Annotated in this window: 16 protein-coding genes and 1 pseudogene; 10 read left to right on the top strand and 7 right to left on the bottom strand. The window is 65.3% G+C overall.

Features of this window, described 5'->3' with window-relative positions:
- Positions 1-341: 341 nt before the first annotated feature.
- Positions 342-1,043 (bottom strand): class I SAM-dependent methyltransferase, encoded by a 702-nt coding sequence (locus tag ACQPYR_RS06065; RefSeq protein WP_433628588.1) that lies wholly within the window; start codon positions 1,041-1,043, stop codon positions 342-344.
- Between the two features lie 100 nt (positions 1,044-1,143).
- On the opposite strand from ACQPYR_RS06065, the pseudogene ACQPYR_RS06070 reads away from it, so the two are divergent.
- A pseudogene (locus ACQPYR_RS06070) lies at positions 1,144-1,488 on the top strand (AMP-binding protein); the annotation flags it as partial.
- A gap of 200 nt (positions 1,489-1,688) precedes the next feature.
- Here the strand turns inward: ACQPYR_RS06070 and ACQPYR_RS06075 are convergent.
- Positions 1,689-2,312: an antibiotic biosynthesis monooxygenase gene (locus tag ACQPYR_RS06075; RefSeq protein ID WP_433628590.1), complete on the bottom strand. Its 624-nt coding sequence runs from the start codon at positions 2,310-2,312 to the stop codon at positions 1,689-1,691.
- Positions 2,313-2,558: 246 nt separating this feature from the next.
- On the opposite strand from ACQPYR_RS06075, the gene ACQPYR_RS06080 reads away from it, so the two are divergent.
- On the top strand, positions 2,559-2,870 hold the full coding sequence (locus ACQPYR_RS06080) for a hypothetical protein (RefSeq protein WP_433628593.1): 312 nt from the start codon (positions 2,559-2,561) through the stop codon (positions 2,868-2,870).
- A gap of 248 nt (positions 2,871-3,118) precedes the next feature.
- On the opposite strand, the gene ACQPYR_RS06085 is transcribed toward ACQPYR_RS06080, so the two are convergent.
- Entirely contained in the window at positions 3,119-3,922 is an 804-nt protein-coding gene (locus ACQPYR_RS06085; RefSeq protein ID WP_433628596.1) for an SDR family oxidoreductase, read from the bottom strand.
- Between the two features lie 67 nt (positions 3,923-3,989).
- A complete protein-coding gene (locus ACQPYR_RS06090) occupies positions 3,990-4,880 on the bottom strand; it encodes an alpha/beta fold hydrolase (RefSeq protein WP_433628599.1) in 891 nt (296 codons plus the stop codon).
- Positions 4,881-4,990: 110 nt separating this feature from the next.
- Between ACQPYR_RS06090 and ACQPYR_RS06095 the strand changes: the two genes are divergently transcribed.
- The 3 genes from ACQPYR_RS06095 to ACQPYR_RS06105 all read left to right on the top strand — a co-directional run bounded on the left by ACQPYR_RS06095 (position 4,991) and on the right by ACQPYR_RS06105 (position 6,872).
- Complete coding sequence (locus tag ACQPYR_RS06095; protein WP_433628602.1) at positions 4,991-5,425, top strand: universal stress protein; 435 nt, start codon at positions 4,991-4,993, stop codon at positions 5,423-5,425.
- A gap of 55 nt (positions 5,426-5,480) precedes the next feature.
- Positions 5,481-5,978, top strand: coding sequence for a DoxX family protein (locus tag ACQPYR_RS06100; RefSeq protein ID WP_433628605.1), 498 nt, complete (start codon positions 5,481-5,483; stop codon positions 5,976-5,978).
- Positions 5,979-6,044: 66 nt separating this feature from the next.
- Positions 6,045-6,872: a GNAT family N-acetyltransferase gene (locus ACQPYR_RS06105; protein WP_433635028.1), complete on the top strand. Its 828-nt coding sequence runs from the start codon at positions 6,045-6,047 to the stop codon at positions 6,870-6,872.
- Here ACQPYR_RS06105 and ACQPYR_RS06110 read toward each other — a convergent pair.
- The gene (locus tag ACQPYR_RS06110; protein WP_433628608.1) at positions 6,869-8,119 is read right to left on the bottom strand and encodes a KasA/KasB family beta-ketoacyl-ACP synthase; all 1,251 of its coding nucleotides are present in this window, start codon (positions 8,117-8,119) and stop codon (positions 6,869-6,871) included. The two genes, ACQPYR_RS06105 and ACQPYR_RS06110, sit on opposite strands and share 4 nt — an antisense overlap.
- A 453-nt stretch (positions 8,120-8,572) precedes the next feature.
- Between ACQPYR_RS06110 and ACQPYR_RS06115 the strand changes: the two genes are divergently transcribed.
- Positions 8,573-9,247, top strand: a complete 675-nt coding sequence (locus ACQPYR_RS06115; protein WP_433628610.1) for a hypothetical protein — start codon at positions 8,573-8,575, stop codon at positions 9,245-9,247.
- 9 nt (positions 9,248-9,256) lie between these two features.
- Here ACQPYR_RS06115 and ACQPYR_RS06120 read toward each other — a convergent pair whose 3' ends face one another.
- Entirely contained in the window at positions 9,257-9,979 is a 723-nt protein-coding gene (locus ACQPYR_RS06120; protein ID WP_433628612.1) for a uracil-DNA glycosylase, read from the bottom strand.
- A gap of 19 nt (positions 9,980-9,998) precedes the next feature.
- Positions 9,999-11,288, bottom strand: a complete 1,290-nt coding sequence (locus tag ACQPYR_RS06125) for a M20 metallopeptidase family protein (protein ID WP_433628615.1) — start codon at positions 11,286-11,288, stop codon at positions 9,999-10,001.
- Between the two features lie 241 nt (positions 11,289-11,529).
- On the opposite strand from ACQPYR_RS06125, the gene ACQPYR_RS06130 reads away from it, so the two are divergent.
- The 4 genes from ACQPYR_RS06130 to ACQPYR_RS06145 all read left to right on the top strand — a co-directional run bounded on the left by ACQPYR_RS06130 (position 11,530) and on the right by ACQPYR_RS06145 (position 15,569).
- Positions 11,530-11,973, top strand: a complete 444-nt coding sequence (locus ACQPYR_RS06130) for a GyrI-like domain-containing protein (RefSeq protein ID WP_433628618.1) — start codon at positions 11,530-11,532, stop codon at positions 11,971-11,973.
- Positions 11,970-12,404 (top strand): effector binding domain-containing protein, encoded by a 435-nt coding sequence (locus ACQPYR_RS06135; RefSeq protein ID WP_354959785.1) that lies wholly within the window; start codon positions 11,970-11,972, stop codon positions 12,402-12,404. Before ACQPYR_RS06130 ends, ACQPYR_RS06135 begins: the two co-directional genes overlap by 4 nt.
- 256 nt (positions 12,405-12,660) lie before the next feature.
- A complete protein-coding gene (locus ACQPYR_RS06140) occupies positions 12,661-13,425 on the top strand; it encodes a hypothetical protein (protein ID WP_433628621.1) in 765 nt (254 codons plus the stop codon).
- Positions 13,422-15,569 (top strand): Rv1355c family protein, encoded by a 2,148-nt coding sequence (locus ACQPYR_RS06145; RefSeq protein WP_433628624.1) that lies wholly within the window; start codon positions 13,422-13,424, stop codon positions 15,567-15,569. The genes ACQPYR_RS06140 and ACQPYR_RS06145 overlap by 4 nt, the downstream gene beginning before the upstream one ends.
- The last annotated feature ends 45 nt before the right edge of the window (positions 15,570-15,614 follow it).

Below are 15,614 nucleotides of genomic sequence, written 5' to 3' on the forward strand. Positions count from 1 at the left end.
GAAAGAGGCGCACAAACTGTGGATCGAAGGAAGGTTTCGCGAGTCGAAGGCTGGAGGTGAGGCGCGACGTTGCGCGAACAAGCCAAAACCTACCAAGGGGTACGGCGCGGTACCACTCGGAGCGGGTCTTGGTGATCCGCTCCACAAAGTGATGTCCGAAGGTCTCACCGGCGTCGTAGCCGAGATCACCGGCAGCCGTATGTCGATTCGCTCGGCGCCGGAGAAGTGCTGTTGCTCATGGATTTACGCTGCTGCTCCGACGCACCGAGCTGTCGGTCGCCGCTGCTGACCGCGGGCATCAGCAGCGGGCCCCGATGGGCGCGGACTGGCTTCGGCGAGGATCAGCCCAGTCGGGCGCACAGCAGCCAGGCGGGTACCGACTTGCGGCCACTGGGTTCGTCGCGGATGCCCTCGAATCGGAACCTCGGGCCGTCGGCCGGGCCGAAGTCGCCGACCGGCAGGTTGCCATGGATTCGTGCCGGCCTGATCTCATCGACCACCCAGTACTTCTCCACTGCCTCGCGGAGCTCGTCGGCGGTGACCGGCGCCGGCCCTGGCACGGGTACTTCGGGCAGGGCGGTCCGGTCGAACACCAGCGCGAAGTAAGACGCGCCCGGCGCGGCGGCGCGCACGATCGACTGCTGGTAGCCCGCCCGCGCCTCGACCGGGATCGAGTGGAACAGCGTGCTGTCGACGATCGTGTCGAAGCGACCGTCGTAGCCGGTGAAGGAGGTGACGTCGGCGACCTCGAAGGCGGCGTTGGCCAGGCCGCGCCTGGTCGCCTCGGCGCGGGCCAGCTCGATCGCGGTCGGCGACAGATCCAGCCCCACGGTGGTGTAGCCCCGCTCGGCCAGATACAGCGAGATCGCCGCCTCCCCGCATCCGACATCGAGGACATCGCCATGGAATTTGCCCTGCTCGATCAGCGTGGCGAGTTCCGGCTGGGGCTCCCCGATACTCCACGGCGGTTTGACGCCCGGCCCGAACGGGCCACCCGTGCCTCGGTAGACGGCTTCGAACTCGAAATCATCCGGCCCAGTCATAGCATATGAGTATCAGTGACCTTGCTGTCTGTCAATGTCGTCTATGACTGCGCCACTACCAACGCCCTACTCGAAATGCTGGGCTGCCGAGTTCATCGGCATGCCAGCGCATGAGCACCGCTCACCAATTTCGTACCTGACAGAATGCGTTCATGAACGATGCGTCCTCGGCTGCTCCGACGATTGTCTGCGGAGGACGGGTGCGCGCCCAGTCCGAGGCGCATCACGCGCTGGATGTCTTGCGTCGGCATTCGTTTCGAATGGGATTGCGCGTGGTGATCGCGTCGCGGTGATGTTGCGCAACGACATCGAGTTTCTCGAAGTCTCTCTTGCAATTGCTGCCTGTGGGGCCAATCCTGTTCCCATCAATACCGGCTGGCGGGCCGGCGAGGTTGCGCATGTCCTCGAAGACAGCGGTGCTCGCGTCGTTCTCGCGCATACCGAGTTCATCGGCATCATCGAGAAGGCTTGTGCGGCAGCCGGGGTGGGGCCGGTGATTGTCGAGGTCGCTATGCCGACTGAAATGCTCGAGGAAGCTGGGCTCGATGCGGGGTCGGCGCAGCCCACCGGTCGGTACAGCACGTGCAACGGTGTAGCGGCGACGGCTCCCGACCGATCATTCGGTCGAGAGCCGCAGCCGTGTGTTTACACCAATTCGGGGACGCGGAGGTGGGCGATGGCCAACTCGCACTCGCACATGTCGACCACCTGCATACCGGCTTGGCGGGTGATTCGCTCGCGCAGGGCGGTTGCGTCTTCGCGGTTGCGTTCCATGGCGTCGGCGGTATCGAAGGTGACGCAGGAGACGCCACGGCCGGATGCGCGCTCGACGAGGAGGCTCGCGCTGCAGAACCCCTCGAGGGATTCCATTTCGGGTAGGGCCTGGGATTTGTAGGTCTCGATCGCAGCGTCCTGTCGATCCGGGTTCGTCTTGATCCAGACAACGCGGGCGCAGGCGCCCTGCTGTGCGCGGTGGTCACGATGTAGGGCGGCGATTTCCCATTGCTCGATCTGGGTGCCACCGCTGCCGAATGCCGCGGCCGCGCGATCTCGGATGGGGCGAACGCGGTCGGCGCTGCCGGTCATCGCATCCTCGGTTTCCCATGAGGTAGTGACGATGCACCGGCCGGACTGGCGATCGACCAGCAACGATAGTCCGACACACCCGCGTATGTCTTCCAAAGCCGGCATTACCTCGTCACGTACGTGCGCAATCCCGGCATCGATAGCGGAGGGTTGCGCCTGAATAGTGGTAGAACGTGCATACACGAGCGACTCCCTCGGTGTTCAGGGCAGCGCCCCGGTGGCGCCACCGACATGTTCACACTGCCCCGCTGCGGCGCTCATGGCAATAGGCTCAGCACACTTCGCGCAACGTTTGTTGAGGCCCGGAGACCGCCGCTGTGGCTTCCGGAGTTTGCGGTGGCTGGATGGGGGGTACTTCCGGCGCTGAACGAATTCCGGGCAATCGGCGGCCGTGGCAGTCAGTGAAACTGTCCGGCAAGAGGAATTATTATGCGGGACAAGCAGTTCGACCACATCACCACGCATCGACAGTTCGAGAGCGACGAATGGGGCAGTGGCACAGTCGCTTTCGCTGAGATCGCGGATAACCTGGTGCGAAGTCTGCTCGATACCGGACTACAGCTCAACAAGATCGGTATCGAATTCGACCGGGAGCCGGCCGCATCCGCGCAGGCGGATCGGACCCGCGATGCGATCAGCGACATCATCGACGACCTCGACCGCATCATCCGCGATGCCGGTCGGGCCGTTATCGCGGTGACTTCGACGCTGCCGAGGACGGATGTCTCGCGGTACAGATGAACAACGTCGGCCTCGGCTGGTACAAGACGGCGTGTAGCCGATCCCGCTCACCGTCGCGGCATGTCGACGACCCTTTGTCTCGCGGCTGCTGCTCCGCGTCGCGGGCCTTGTCGGCATCGGCGGAGATCACGCGGCAGTTGTTCGGGCCGAACGGGCAAATCTGGCGCAGGCCTATCAGTTACCGCCGGTGCCGCACCCCGCCATGCCGGACCCCGGTCTAGCCGGAATACTCGCCGAGCCGCAGGCGATCACCGGGACAATCTGTACGCCCTGGCGATGATTTTCTCGATGACCGTGCGTGGCAATAGGCGACGCAGCGCGAACATGGCGGGTGCGTTGCTGCCGACCGCATACAGCGGCCGCGGTCGCCGGTCCTCGACGGCGGAGACGATGGTGGCGGCAACCCGTTGTGGCGTAATACCTTTGGCCTGCTGCTGGTCGAGAGCGGTCATGAAACGGGTGAAATCCGCTGTGTGCGGGGAATTCTCGTCGATGTACCTGGTGCGCCGCTCACGCAGCCCGGTATCGATCTGGCCCGGTTCGACGGCGGTGATCCACACGCCGAACGGCGATTCCTCGAAGCGGGCCGCCGTGGCGAATCCCCGCACGGCTGCCTTGGTTGCGACGTAAGAGGACCGGTACGGCATCGGAAAGCTGGCGAGCATGGAGCCGACCATGACCACCCGCCCGTATCCACGGCTCCGCATTCCGGGTAGCACCGCCTGGGTGAGTGCGACCGGCCCGAGCACATTGAGCTGGAAGAGCCGCTCGACCGCCGCGGTCGGTAGTTCGGCCAGCGGGCCGGCCTGGCTTTCGCCTGCGTTGTTGATCAACACATCGACGCCATCCAGCCCGTCGACGAATGCGCGGATCGAGTCGGCATCGGTCAGATCGAGCGCGCGATAGTCGACATCCGCCACTCGGTCGGCCGCCGGGATCGATTCCGGATTCCGGCTCGTCCCGATCACTCGGAAGCCGCGCGCCACCAGGGCTGCGGCAGTTGCCTTTCCGATGCCGGACGACGCACCGGTCACGACTGCCAGTCGACTCATGGTTCTCCTCGGTTCGGCCAACGGTCGCATTATCCAGGTATGGGCGCGGAAGCGGCAGTGGCATAGGCTACTTCGTATCTGCCGCGAGTTCGATCAGGCGGGCGCGGACGAGTTCGGGGCGTTCGTCGGCGACGAAATGTCCACAGCCGGTTACCGGTTCGAAGGTGTAGTCGTCGGCGCCGCGGGCGGTTTCGGCGGCGGCTAGGGAGCGGTGCACAGCGGGGTCGTCGACGCCGAAGAGGACGCGGATCGGGATGGTGATACGGCGGCGTTCGGGATGACGTGCGGCATCCGGGATTTCGCGCAGCCAGAAGGTGCGGTAGGTGTCGGTGGCGGCCCGGGCGCAGACCGGATCGCGGAAGCGGTCGGCGAAGACGCGGATCACCTCGGGACTGACCGTGCTGCGGTCGGTGATCGCCCCGCTGATGAGCCATTCGAGGAAGCGGGTGCGCTGCTGCAGCGGTACGCCCACCGTGGCGACCAGCGGCTGGTAGGTGAGGAAGCGCCAGATCTGTCGCATGACCGTGGTCGGCGGGACCCACGGATGGGCCATATTCAGTACCAGGTAGCCGTCGAAGCGGTCGGCTTCGCGCAGCACCATGCGATAGCCGATGTAGCCACCCCAGTCGTGGCCGACGAGCAGCACGCGTTCCAGTCCGAGCGCATCGAGGAGCGCAAATACATCGGAGGCGACTTCCTCCTTCGACCAGCGGTGCGGCGCGGGACCCGACCAGCCGTATCCGGGCAGGTCGGGGGCGATGATCCGGAGTCCTTCGGGCGGGTCGGCGAGGAGATCTCGGTAGGCGTAGTGGTGCTGTGGCCAGCCGTGCAGCAGCACGACCGGGCGACCGTCCTCGGGTCCGGATTCGGTGACGTGGAACCGGACATCGCGAGCTGTCACAAACGAACGGCGCACACCGGGTATGACTGGCGGTTCGGTACCGTCGGTAACAGGCATACGCTCACGATAGTTCGCCGACCGTCTGCCGAACCACCTTCTCGAGTCGGATTCGGGCCACCGCCTGTGGTCGGATAGCGCGTCGGCGGACCGACGATCACACTGGAGGTGTGTTCCAGCGGATCGTGGTGGGATACGACGACTCACCCGGTGCCAGGGAAGCTCTGCGGATGGCACTCGAGTTGGCCGCCGCGAATAAGTCCGTGCTCACCGTGGTCGCGGTGGAGGAGCACCGGCCGCACTACGGACCAGTGATCGGGGAAATCGAGGAGGAGTTCTCGGTCGAGGAGGTGGCCAGCCGCCGCTGGCTCGCCGCGGCTGCCGAGACGGCCGCCGAGCGCGGCGTAGCCATTGAAGCCGAAATCCGAGCCGGGCACCCCGCGCATGAACTCGCCGTCGCCGCCACACACCACGAGGCGGATCTGCTGGTCCTGGGCCGCGGTGGCCATTCGGCGATCTGGGGCCGATTCATCGGCGCGACCGCCGAGAAGGCCGCCCGGCACGCCGACTGCTCGGTCCTCATCGCTCAGGACGGCCACAAGTGAATCCAATGTGTTCGGCGCGCAATGTATTACGGCGCTACGGGCGGAGGCTCAGCGTATGTTCCAGCTCGGTACCTGGTGGACTCGACCGGCCACGACGAACGCACCCGCGTCGACTGTCCTGATCCGCCTGTTCGTCGGCGTGATCTTCCTGTCCGAAGGCATCCAGAAGTTCGTCTATCCCGACACCCTCGGCGTCGGCCGATTCGACAAGGTCGACATCCCGGCACCCGGATTCGTCGCACCGGTCGACGGTGTCTTCGAAACCGCCTGCGGAGCATTGATCCTCGTCGGACTGCTGACACGGGCTGCGGCAGTCCCGATGATCGTCGACATGATCGGTGCTCTGCTGATCACCAAACTGCCGCTGCTCTGGGGCGATGCGGCACTGTTCCCGGGCAAGTCCGGATGGTGGGCCTTCCTGCACGAGTCCCGCACCGATCTCGCGCAACTGTGTGGGAGCGCATTCCTACTCATCGTCGGTGCTGGAACATTTTCCTTGGACGCCGAGCTCGTTCGGGTCAACGAGCGACACGCCGAACCCGCCCGGCGGTAAAACCAGGTGAATCCGGTGCTACCGACAGGGTAGGAATGCCTCATGCCGACTGAATTCGCCCCGGGTTTGTTCGCCGGACAGGACCTCGCCGCGCGGGTCGAGCACGCCGAACGCACGCTGATCGAGGAGGGCGCTCGCGCGGCCGCCCGCCGCGACCCGCAGCAGCGAGTACTGGTGCGCCCCATCGGCGGTGGCCTTGCGGTGTGGGCGGGCCCGGGTTCACCGCTCGACAAGGTGGTCGGCATCGGCATGAACGGCGCTGCCTTCGATGACGCCGAGTTGGAAGCGGTCGAACAGGCCTTCGCCGAGCGGGAGGCACCGGTCCAGGTCGAGGTCTGCACGCTGGCCGATCCGGCCGTTGTCGAACGCCTGACGCGCCGCGGCTACGTGCTGTTCGGTTTCGAGAACGTACTGGGCCTACGGCTCGAGCCGGGGCGGCAGGCGCAGCTGGCCGAGGGCATCGAGATCCGCGATGTCGGGCACGACGAATTCGAGACCTGGGTGAACGTCGTCGTCGACGGCTTCGCCACGCCGGACACCCAGGGCGTCGCCTCGCACGAGGAATTCCCGCGCGAGGCCATCGAGCGCGCCGAGCGCGACCTCACCGCGACGAGCGGTTTCGTCGGCTCGCTCGCCATGATCGACGGTAAGCCCGCCGGCGGCGCGAGCCTGCGCCTCAGCGACGGCGTTGCCCAATTATGCGGTGCGGCAACCCTTCCCGAATTCCGCCGCCGCGGCGTGCAGGGCGCACTGCTATCGATGCGCCTCGCCGCCGCGGCGGCCGCGGGTTGTGACCTCGCGGTGGTTACGACACTGCCGGGTTCGAAGTCACAGCAGAACGTGCAGAAGCTCGGTTTCCAGCTGCTCTATCCGCGTGCCATTCTCGTTCGCTAGTACCGGCCGAAGGCGAGCGCGACATTGTGCCCGCCGAAACCGAACGAGTTGTTGATCGCGTACTCGATCTCCTGGTTGCGCGCCTCGCCGTGCACCACATCCAGATCGATCTCCGGATCCTGGTTCTCCAGGTTCAGCGTCGGCGGCACGACACCGTCGCGGATGCTGAGCACGGTCAGAATCGATTCCAGTGCGCCCACCGCGCCGATCGAATGTCCCAGTGCCGACTTCGGCGCGTACACCGACGCGTGGTTGCCCACGGCCTTGTTGATCGCGTTCGCCTCGGCGGTGTCGCCGACGGAAGTCGCGGTGGCGTGCGCGTTGACGTGGGTGATGTCCTTCGGGGTGAGGCCTGCGAGCTGCATGGCCCTGGTCATCGCGCGTGCCGCGCCGTCGCCATCGGGGGCGGGAGCGACCAAATGGTAACCGTCGGAAGTGATTCCGGCGCCGAGCAGGCGCGCGTGGATCGTCGCGCCACGAGCCTTGGCGTGCTCCTCGGTCTCGAGGACCATCAGCGCACCGGCCTCACCGAAGACGAAACCGTCACGATCCTTGTCGAACGGACGCGAGGCGCCCTTCGGGTCGTCGTTGCGGGTACTCATCGCGCGCATCATGGTGAAGGCCGCGATCGGGAGTACATCGATGTATCCCTCGACGCCGCCGGTGACGACCATATCGGCGTCACCCATCGCAATCATGCGCCACGCGTTGACAATCGCTTCCGACCCGGACGAGCACGCCGAAACCGGCGTGATCACACCTGCCTTGGCCTTCAATTCGAGACCGACGACCGCCGACGGGCCGTTCGGCATGATCATCTGCACGGCCAGTGGCGAAATCTTGCGGTAGCCACCGTTCTTCAGCTTGTTGTTCGCATCGGTGATCGCATCGGCGCCGCCGAGCCCGGTACCGATCGCCACACCCAGACGCTCCGGATCCACCTCCGGACTGCCCGCATTGCGCCATACCTCGCGTCCGAGAACCGTCGCGAGCTGTTCTACGTAGGCCATCCGACGCTGTTCGACCCGCGTCAGCAGGGTTTCGGGGCGAACCTTCAGGTGACCGCCGATGCGGACGGGGAGGTCGTACTCCTCGACGAAGGGATCCTCCAGCACGTCGATTCCGCTCTCGCCGTTGAGGAGTCCCTTCCAGGTCGCGTCGACATCACCCGCGATGGAGGTGGTCGCCGCGAGGCTCGTCACGACGACATTCGGGAATCGCCCGTCGGCGGCAAAGAGGTTTCGCACGAGAATCGCTCCTGGTTTCTCTTCCGATAACGCGGTTTTCGGTGTCCTGGCGAGTGCCTTAGCTGAAGTGGACAGGCGTTCGACAGGCTACGGCGGCCGGACATCGTTGTCGTGCGGCATCGTCGCAGGCGTTCTACTATGCCGCCGCATGCACCGAAATGCACTGCTGAGCTGGTATTTTCGCTGGACATCGTTCCCGGAAGAGCATACCGGCGCGGATTGATCACGGTATGCCCGTCGTTACGAACCTTCGGCCCGGCGCTTGTGGGAAACCTCCAAACTCGCAGGAACCGCGTGCATCCGCGGGCCGTCCGGGCGTAGCTTGCTGGTCCATTGGCCGGTTCTCTCCGGCCCATTCTGTCGCCTTACCGGCGCATCTATGCAATCTTGTTATTGCACAACGGCATTGAAAGGGTCGCCCCAGCGGCACCGGTGAAGGGGTGTGGCGAGAGCATGGTGTCGTCGAACACAGCCGAGTCCGGCGGCAATGCCGCCGCGTTGCACGTCAGCAGGCGCGTGAGTCGCTCGGCCGATCCGCTGTGGCCGGGCATGCTGCCGCCCGGACCCGCACCACGTGTCCTCCCGCCGACGCGCCCACACCGTCGGAAGCGGCGTCCGCCGCGTCGGCCATGGCTGGTCGGCAGTGCCGCGATCTTCGGGACGCTGGCGGCGGTGGCATTGGTGCTCGTGTACACGGCCGAGGCGAGTAATACCAGGCAGTCGACGGCCACGATCACCGATCGAGTGCTCGGCGGCGGACCGAACTGCGAGCCGACGCGCACCGAACAGCTGGTGCGCGGCAACGGAACCGGGTCGACCGAATCCGGGCCGGATGTGATCCTGGCCTTCCAATATGCCTACTACGTGACCCGCTCGGCCTCGGATGCCCGGGCACTGACCACAGCGGATGCGGCGGTGTCCTCGGTCGCATTGATCGACGCGGGCATCAAATCGATTCCGCCCGGCACCCAGCATTGCGTCATGATCACCCCGATGCTCGACGGTCGCTTCGACGTCGTCATCACCGAGTTCCGACTGGATGCGACCGTGCGCACCTATCGGCAGTTCGTCACCGTCGCGCCCCACGAGGGCGGCACCGTCATTACCAAGATCACCGCGCCGTCCTGAGTCCAGCGCTCAGCTCCGGCGGCCGGGAAGACCCGCAGCGGTCGCCGCGGCGGCCAGCACCGTTTCGAGCATGTCGGGAGTGAGCCGACCGGTGAAGGTGTTCTGCTGGCTGACGTGGTAGCAGCCGAACAGGTGCAGCGGCGCATGATCATCGACGGTCGGCGGCAGCACAACGTGAGCGCCGTGCCCGAATTTGGGGCGCGGACGCGGCACGGTCCAGCCGGCGGCGGCAAGTACCGGAAGCAGTGCCTGCCAGCCGAACGCGCCGAGTACGACCACCGCCCGCAATGTCGGGGTGAGCAGGCCCAATTCGGTCTTCAACCAGTGACTGCAGCGGTCCCGCTCGGCGGGCGTCGGTTTATTGTCGGGCGGCGCGCAGTGCACCGGCGCGGTGACCCGAGCGCCGATCAGCCGCAGTCCGTCATCGCGGTGCACCGCCTTGGGTTGATTGGTCAACCCGACGTTGTACATGGCGGCGTAGAGGAAATCACCGCTGCGGTCGCCGGTGAACATTCGCCCGGTCCTGTTGCCGCCGTGGGCGGCTGGGGCGAGCCCGACGATCAGCAGCCGGGCGTCATCCGGACCGTAGCCGGGGACCGCCCTGCCCCAATAGGTTTCGTCACGGTACGCGGCGCGCTTCTCCCTGGCCGCCCGTTCTCGCCAGGCGACCAGCCGCGGGCAGGCGAAGCAATCCGCGACCGCGGCATCGAGTTCGGCGATGGTCTCGCACACGATCACATGGTGCCGCAGGTCATTGCGGCGCGAGCAGGCCGGTCAGGTGGTCCTGGGCGACGTGCGCGTGCAATCGCACGCCGGTGACCAGTGGGCCGTCGTCGGCATAGAAGTGCGGATTGTGATTCATCGCCATACCGCGGCCACCCGGAATCGGCACGGGCATCCCCGTTTTCGCATCGATTTCCGAATCCTGCACACCGAGGGTCACATAGAGACCACCGTACTTGTTGACGAATTCGGAGACATCGTCATAGCCGAGCGTCGGGATCGTCGGGGTGACCTTATCGGCCCCGGCGACGCGCTGGAATGTCGGCAGCGCGGCGGTGATCCACTCCTCGGTGTTGTGCACGGCGGGCACGTCCTGCAGGTATTCGACTGTCGCCGAACAGTTGTAGGCCTGCGCCGAATGCGCGGCGAGGGTGTCAAGGCGCTTCTGGATGTCGCCCATATCGGTCTCGACCGCGCAGCGGATGGTGCCCCACAGCGTCACGGTCTGCCCGATGATATTGAACCGGCCCACATCCTCCACGTGGCCGATGCTGACGGTGCACGGATCAAATGCGCTGACCTGCCGATACAACTGGCCGATGCCGGTGATGACGGCGCCCGCGGCGGGCATCGGGTCCACGCCCATCCACGGTGTGGACCCGTGTACCTGCTGTCCGGTGATGGTGATCTTCGCCAGACAGGAGGCGCCGAACTGATTGCCGATCCGATATCCGATGTAGCCCTTGGGATATGGCGTGACATGGAAGCCGAACGCCATGGTCGGCGACGGATCGTCCAGCGCGCCCTCGTCGATCATCTGCTTCGCACCGCCCTTTTCGCCGATCGGCGGGCCCTCCTCGGCGGGCTGGAAGACGAAGAGCACGGTGCCCGGCAGCCGGTCGCGCACGCCGGTCAGTACCGAGGCGGCACCCAGCAGCATCGCGGTGTGGCAGTCGTGGCCGCAGGCGTGCGAGACCGGGAACGGTCCGCCGGGATAGTCGTTGTCCACGACCTTCGACGCGAAATCGGCACCGCACAGGTCGGGTACCGGCAATGCGTCGATATCGGCGCGCAGTGCGATCGTCCGGTCGCCGCCCATGCCGCCGCGCAGCACGCCGACGATGCCGTTTCCGGCGATGCCGGTGCGCACCTCGTCCAGATTCAGCGAGCGCAGATGATCGGCGATGAGTGCGGCGGTATTCGACTCCCGGTTGGACAACTCGGGATGCAGGTGCAGATGGTGCCGCCACTCGATGACCTGATCGGCCACTTGTGCCGCGCGCCTGTCCAATTCGTCATACATCGCGCCTGCGGTCATCTGAACTCCGTTCGTCGTGTCGGGATGCCACACGCTCAGCGATAGACGAAGCGATCCTGTCCACTATGCATCGATAGCCACTGATTTGCCTACAGGTCGCACGACCAGTTCGAGGTGGCGGGGAGGTGTACGCAACGACCCGGACATGTGAGCCGGACCACGCGGTCGAGTTGATAGCATGGCCTTTCTGGCCGACCGGATGCGGGCAACGCCCCCGGGTTCACCTCGAAAGAGTCTTTCCATGCAGTTTGAAATCATCGAGCGAGACGAGACGTGGGTTGCCGGGCTCCCGGTGCGCAGCCCGAAACGTGCGCTCGGGGAACTGCGGGACCACGACCTGGAGGCCGCGTGGGCGGCGGTACTGCATCAGGAACTCGGCGGTCAACTGGCCAGCGCCTACACCGACTACTCCGGTGAACTCGGCACCTACAACACTCAGATCGTCGGCTATGAGTGCGCATCCTTCGGCGAGGTCACCCGCGGCCACCTGGTGGCGCGGCTGCCGCGCGGCACCTATGCCAGGTTCTCCTCGGTCGGTAACTTTCCGCAGGTGATGACGGACCTGTGGACGCAGATCGCCTATGCCGAGGAACACAACCAGATAAAACGCACGTATACAGGCGATTTCGAGTGTTATCCGCACGCCTACAAGATCGATCTCTACCTGGCGGTCGAGGCGCGATGACATACGCGATCGTGGTGCGCCGCGAGGCCATCTACGGCGGTCTGGTGGTGCCGCGGGTACGTCCGAGCTTCAAGGTCAGCAATAGCGACCTGATCGAATTCCTCAAGGATCGGCTGCGTGACCGCGCGGGCGCCGACCAGCCGATGTACACGGTGTACGTGCCGGATCCGGCCGGAAACTACAACGCCGTCGTGTGTTTCGAGTACTCCGATCCGAGTGCGGTTCCGGTCGGTGACGTACTCGTCAAGGTGCCCAAGGGTGTCTACGCTCGGTTCGAGCCGAACGGGGATTACCACGATCCGGTCGAGGATGTGTGGGCCCAGGTCGACGATGCGACGGCATCTGCCGAGATCACCCGTGCGTACCGGGAGGAAATCGAGATCTGGCGTGGGCCGGAGTCGGTCGAACTGTTCATCTCCATCCTGGTTTGAGATTGCCGCACATTAGCTGCGTCAGTACCGACTGGTCTCCATGATCTATTCGATGGCATGTTCGAGTGGTCTGACCTGCGGTAATTTCGGGACAGGCAACCAGTTTTCGGAAGATTAACCAGATATCTGGTCAATTCTTGTCGTATGACGGATACTGCCCTAGGCAAACTCAACCGATCGGCGAGTCGTCTGGCGAGTCGGTCAGGCCGGCTCGATGACCGTGCAGATGTGCGGTAGCAAACGGAGTAGGAACACCATGGCTGTCGAAACAATCGCAGTCGGCCCGGGGGGCACGCGCGATGCCGAGGTGTTGCGGTTTCGCGACATGCATTCCGGATATGTCTTTCAGGTCGCCACTCCGCAGGCTCATCCTGATCTGTGGCGTCGTTACCTGCGCGGTGCGCTGCAGGTTTACCGACATTACGGTGTTGATCACGCTTTGGAATACGACAGCGTTGTCGACGGCCGTTCGACGTCGTTGTTCTTCGCCGCCGTCGATCCGTCCGGCGTGGTCGTCGCGGGATTGCGGGCGCAGGGGCCCTACGGTGCGGCCGACGAGGTGCACGCACTGCGCGCCTGGGCTGGTCGACCCGGTGCCGCCGAGTTGCGTGAGATGGTTGCCGATCGGATACCAGACGGTGTGGTCGAGGTGAAAGCCGTCTGGGTCTCCCGAGCGGCCGAGCATCGTGCCGCGCTCGCGGCAGCGGTCTCCCGCTGTGTCGTGCACGCCGCCCGGCTGCTCGATGCCAGATTCGCTTTCGTCACCACTGCCACGCGAAATATCGGTCTGTACCGCACGAGTGGTGGGTATGTCGCCGATCGGATACCGGCGGTGCCCTATCCTGACGACCGCTATCGGACCATTCCGATGTGGTGGGATTCCCGGACATATCGGTCATTAGCCACCAAATTGCAGAGTTCGTTGACTGCGCTGGAGCGTGCGGCACTCGATGCCTGGCTGTCGCCGCACGGTCGAGCGCCCTCGGGTGGATCAGGGATCGGAGGATTGGCGCAGGCATGAACGGTGAGCTCGCCGCGGACCACCGCCCGCTGATTCTCGATGAAAATGCCACAGACGACGCACGGGTCCTCGTGCAATTACGGAAATCGCCGCAGGTCCGCATTCTCGACCTGCGTGATGTGCTGCGCTCCGAACTCGTCAAGGTGCGTCGGCCGCCTGCGGATCTCGGCGGGCCAGAAACCGACCGATGGGTCTATTATCCGTGGCGGCGCACACTCGTCGGATTGCCCGGTGAAAAGACATTTCGGGCAATTCGCTTGGACCGCAACCAGAACAAGCTCACCCGCGCCGAACAGGAACGTTGCGCCGGTCTCGCGATCGGGGTCGTCGGACAGAGCGTCGGGCACGCGGTTGCTTACACATTGGCACTGGAAGGCACCTGTGGCCTATTGCGCCTGGCCGATTTCGACGATATCGAGCTGTCGAATCTGAATCGGGTGCCCGGCGGGATCTTCGATATCGGTGTGAACAAATCCATCGTGACCGCCCGCCGGATCGCCGAACTCGATCCGTATCTGCCGGTCGAGGTCGCCACGGCGGGCGTGGACGACGACACCGTCGACGCGTTCCTGCACGGGCTGTCGCTGGTTGTCGAGGAATGCGATTCGCTCGATATCAAGTTCGCCGTCCGGGAAGGTGCACGCCGACACCGCCTTCCGCTGTTGATGGATACCAGCGATCGCGGCCTGCTCGATGTCGAGCGCTATGACCTGGAACCGGACCGCCCGACGTTCCACGGTCTGCTCGGCGCGACCGTCGGCGCGGATCTGCGCGGGTTGTCCACCAAAGACAAGGCGCCGCACGTCATGCGGATTCTCGACCCCAAGGAGCTATCGGCGCGGATGGCGGCGAGTCTGGTCGAGATCGACCAAACCGTGACGACCTGGCCGCAACTCGGCGGTGACGTACAGCTTGGCGCGGCCATCGTGGCGGCGGCGGTGCGCCGGGTCGGGCTCGGACAGAAGCTGTCCTCGGGCCGGACCCGGTTCGATCTGGAGCGTGGTCTCGACGAGCTGGCCGAACCGGAGCCGGTGTGTGAGAAGGTGTCCGACGAGTTTCCGGTGCCCGAAGTCGGTGTACCGGATCCGGACGGGTCCGCGGTCGAGAAGGTCCTCGAATCCGCGCAACGGGCGCCGTCGGGCGGCAATACCCAACCGTGGTGCCTGCGCGTCGATGGCGACGAGCTACGCATCGATCTCGTCCGAACCCGCTCGTCCGCAATGGATATCGGCTATCGCGCCAGCGCGGTATCGATCGGCGCGGCGCTGTACAACGCCCGTGCCGCGGCCGCCGCGCACGGCATACTCGGCGCGCACGAGTTCGTCGAGAACGACTCCACCGCGTTTTCCGCGGTGCTACACCTCGGCAACGGCACCGATTCCGCCCTGGCCGCGGACTATCCGGCCACGCTGACCCGCGAGACGAATCGACACCTCGGCGCGGGCATGCCGCTGGCCGATCATGTCCTGCCTGCCCTGGACGCGGCCGCCACCGATGCGGTGGTCCATGCCATCACCGCACCCGATGAGCTCGCCGCCGCGGCCGCCCTACTCGGCGAATCCGATCGCATTCGCTATCTGACCCCGCGCCTGCATCAGGAGATGTTCGGTGAACTGCGCTGGCCCGGCGAGGATCCGCGCACCGGGATCGATATCCGGAGTATGGAATTGGCCGCCGACGAGCAGGCCAAGATCCGGATCGGAGAGCGCTCGGATGTCATGGATCGGCTGCGCGAATGGTCCGGCGGGACCGCGCTCGGCGAGTACAGCCGCGATCGCGTGCTGTCGAGTTCGGCGCTGGTCGCGATAACTTTTCCGCGTCGATCCGGAGCAGAGTCGGTATCACTTGCCGACTACGCCCGCGGCGGCGCGGCCGTGCAGCGGGTCTGGATCGCGGCGCAACGGCTCGGTCTTGCGGTGCAACCGGTCTCGCCCCTGTTCCTTTATGCGCGGCACCCCGACGAGCTGAAAGGGATTTCACCGGATTTCGCGGATACACTTACGACACTTCAGGGCCGTTTCCTGGACCTGCTGGGAGTGCCTGGGCATGAGATCATGGCATTGGTGCTTCGCCTGAGCTATGCGGCAGCAGCCACGGTCCGCAGCAGGCGGCTTCCAGTGCCGGGCGCGGGCAACCGCAGCTAGCGCGATCGGAGATAGGGTGCCTCGGCGAACGCTCGACTCATTGGT

The sequence above is a fragment of the Nocardia sp. CA-120079 genome, assembly GCF_050955745.1.
Classification (GTDB): domain Bacteria; phylum Actinomycetota; class Actinomycetes; order Mycobacteriales; family Mycobacteriaceae; genus Nocardia.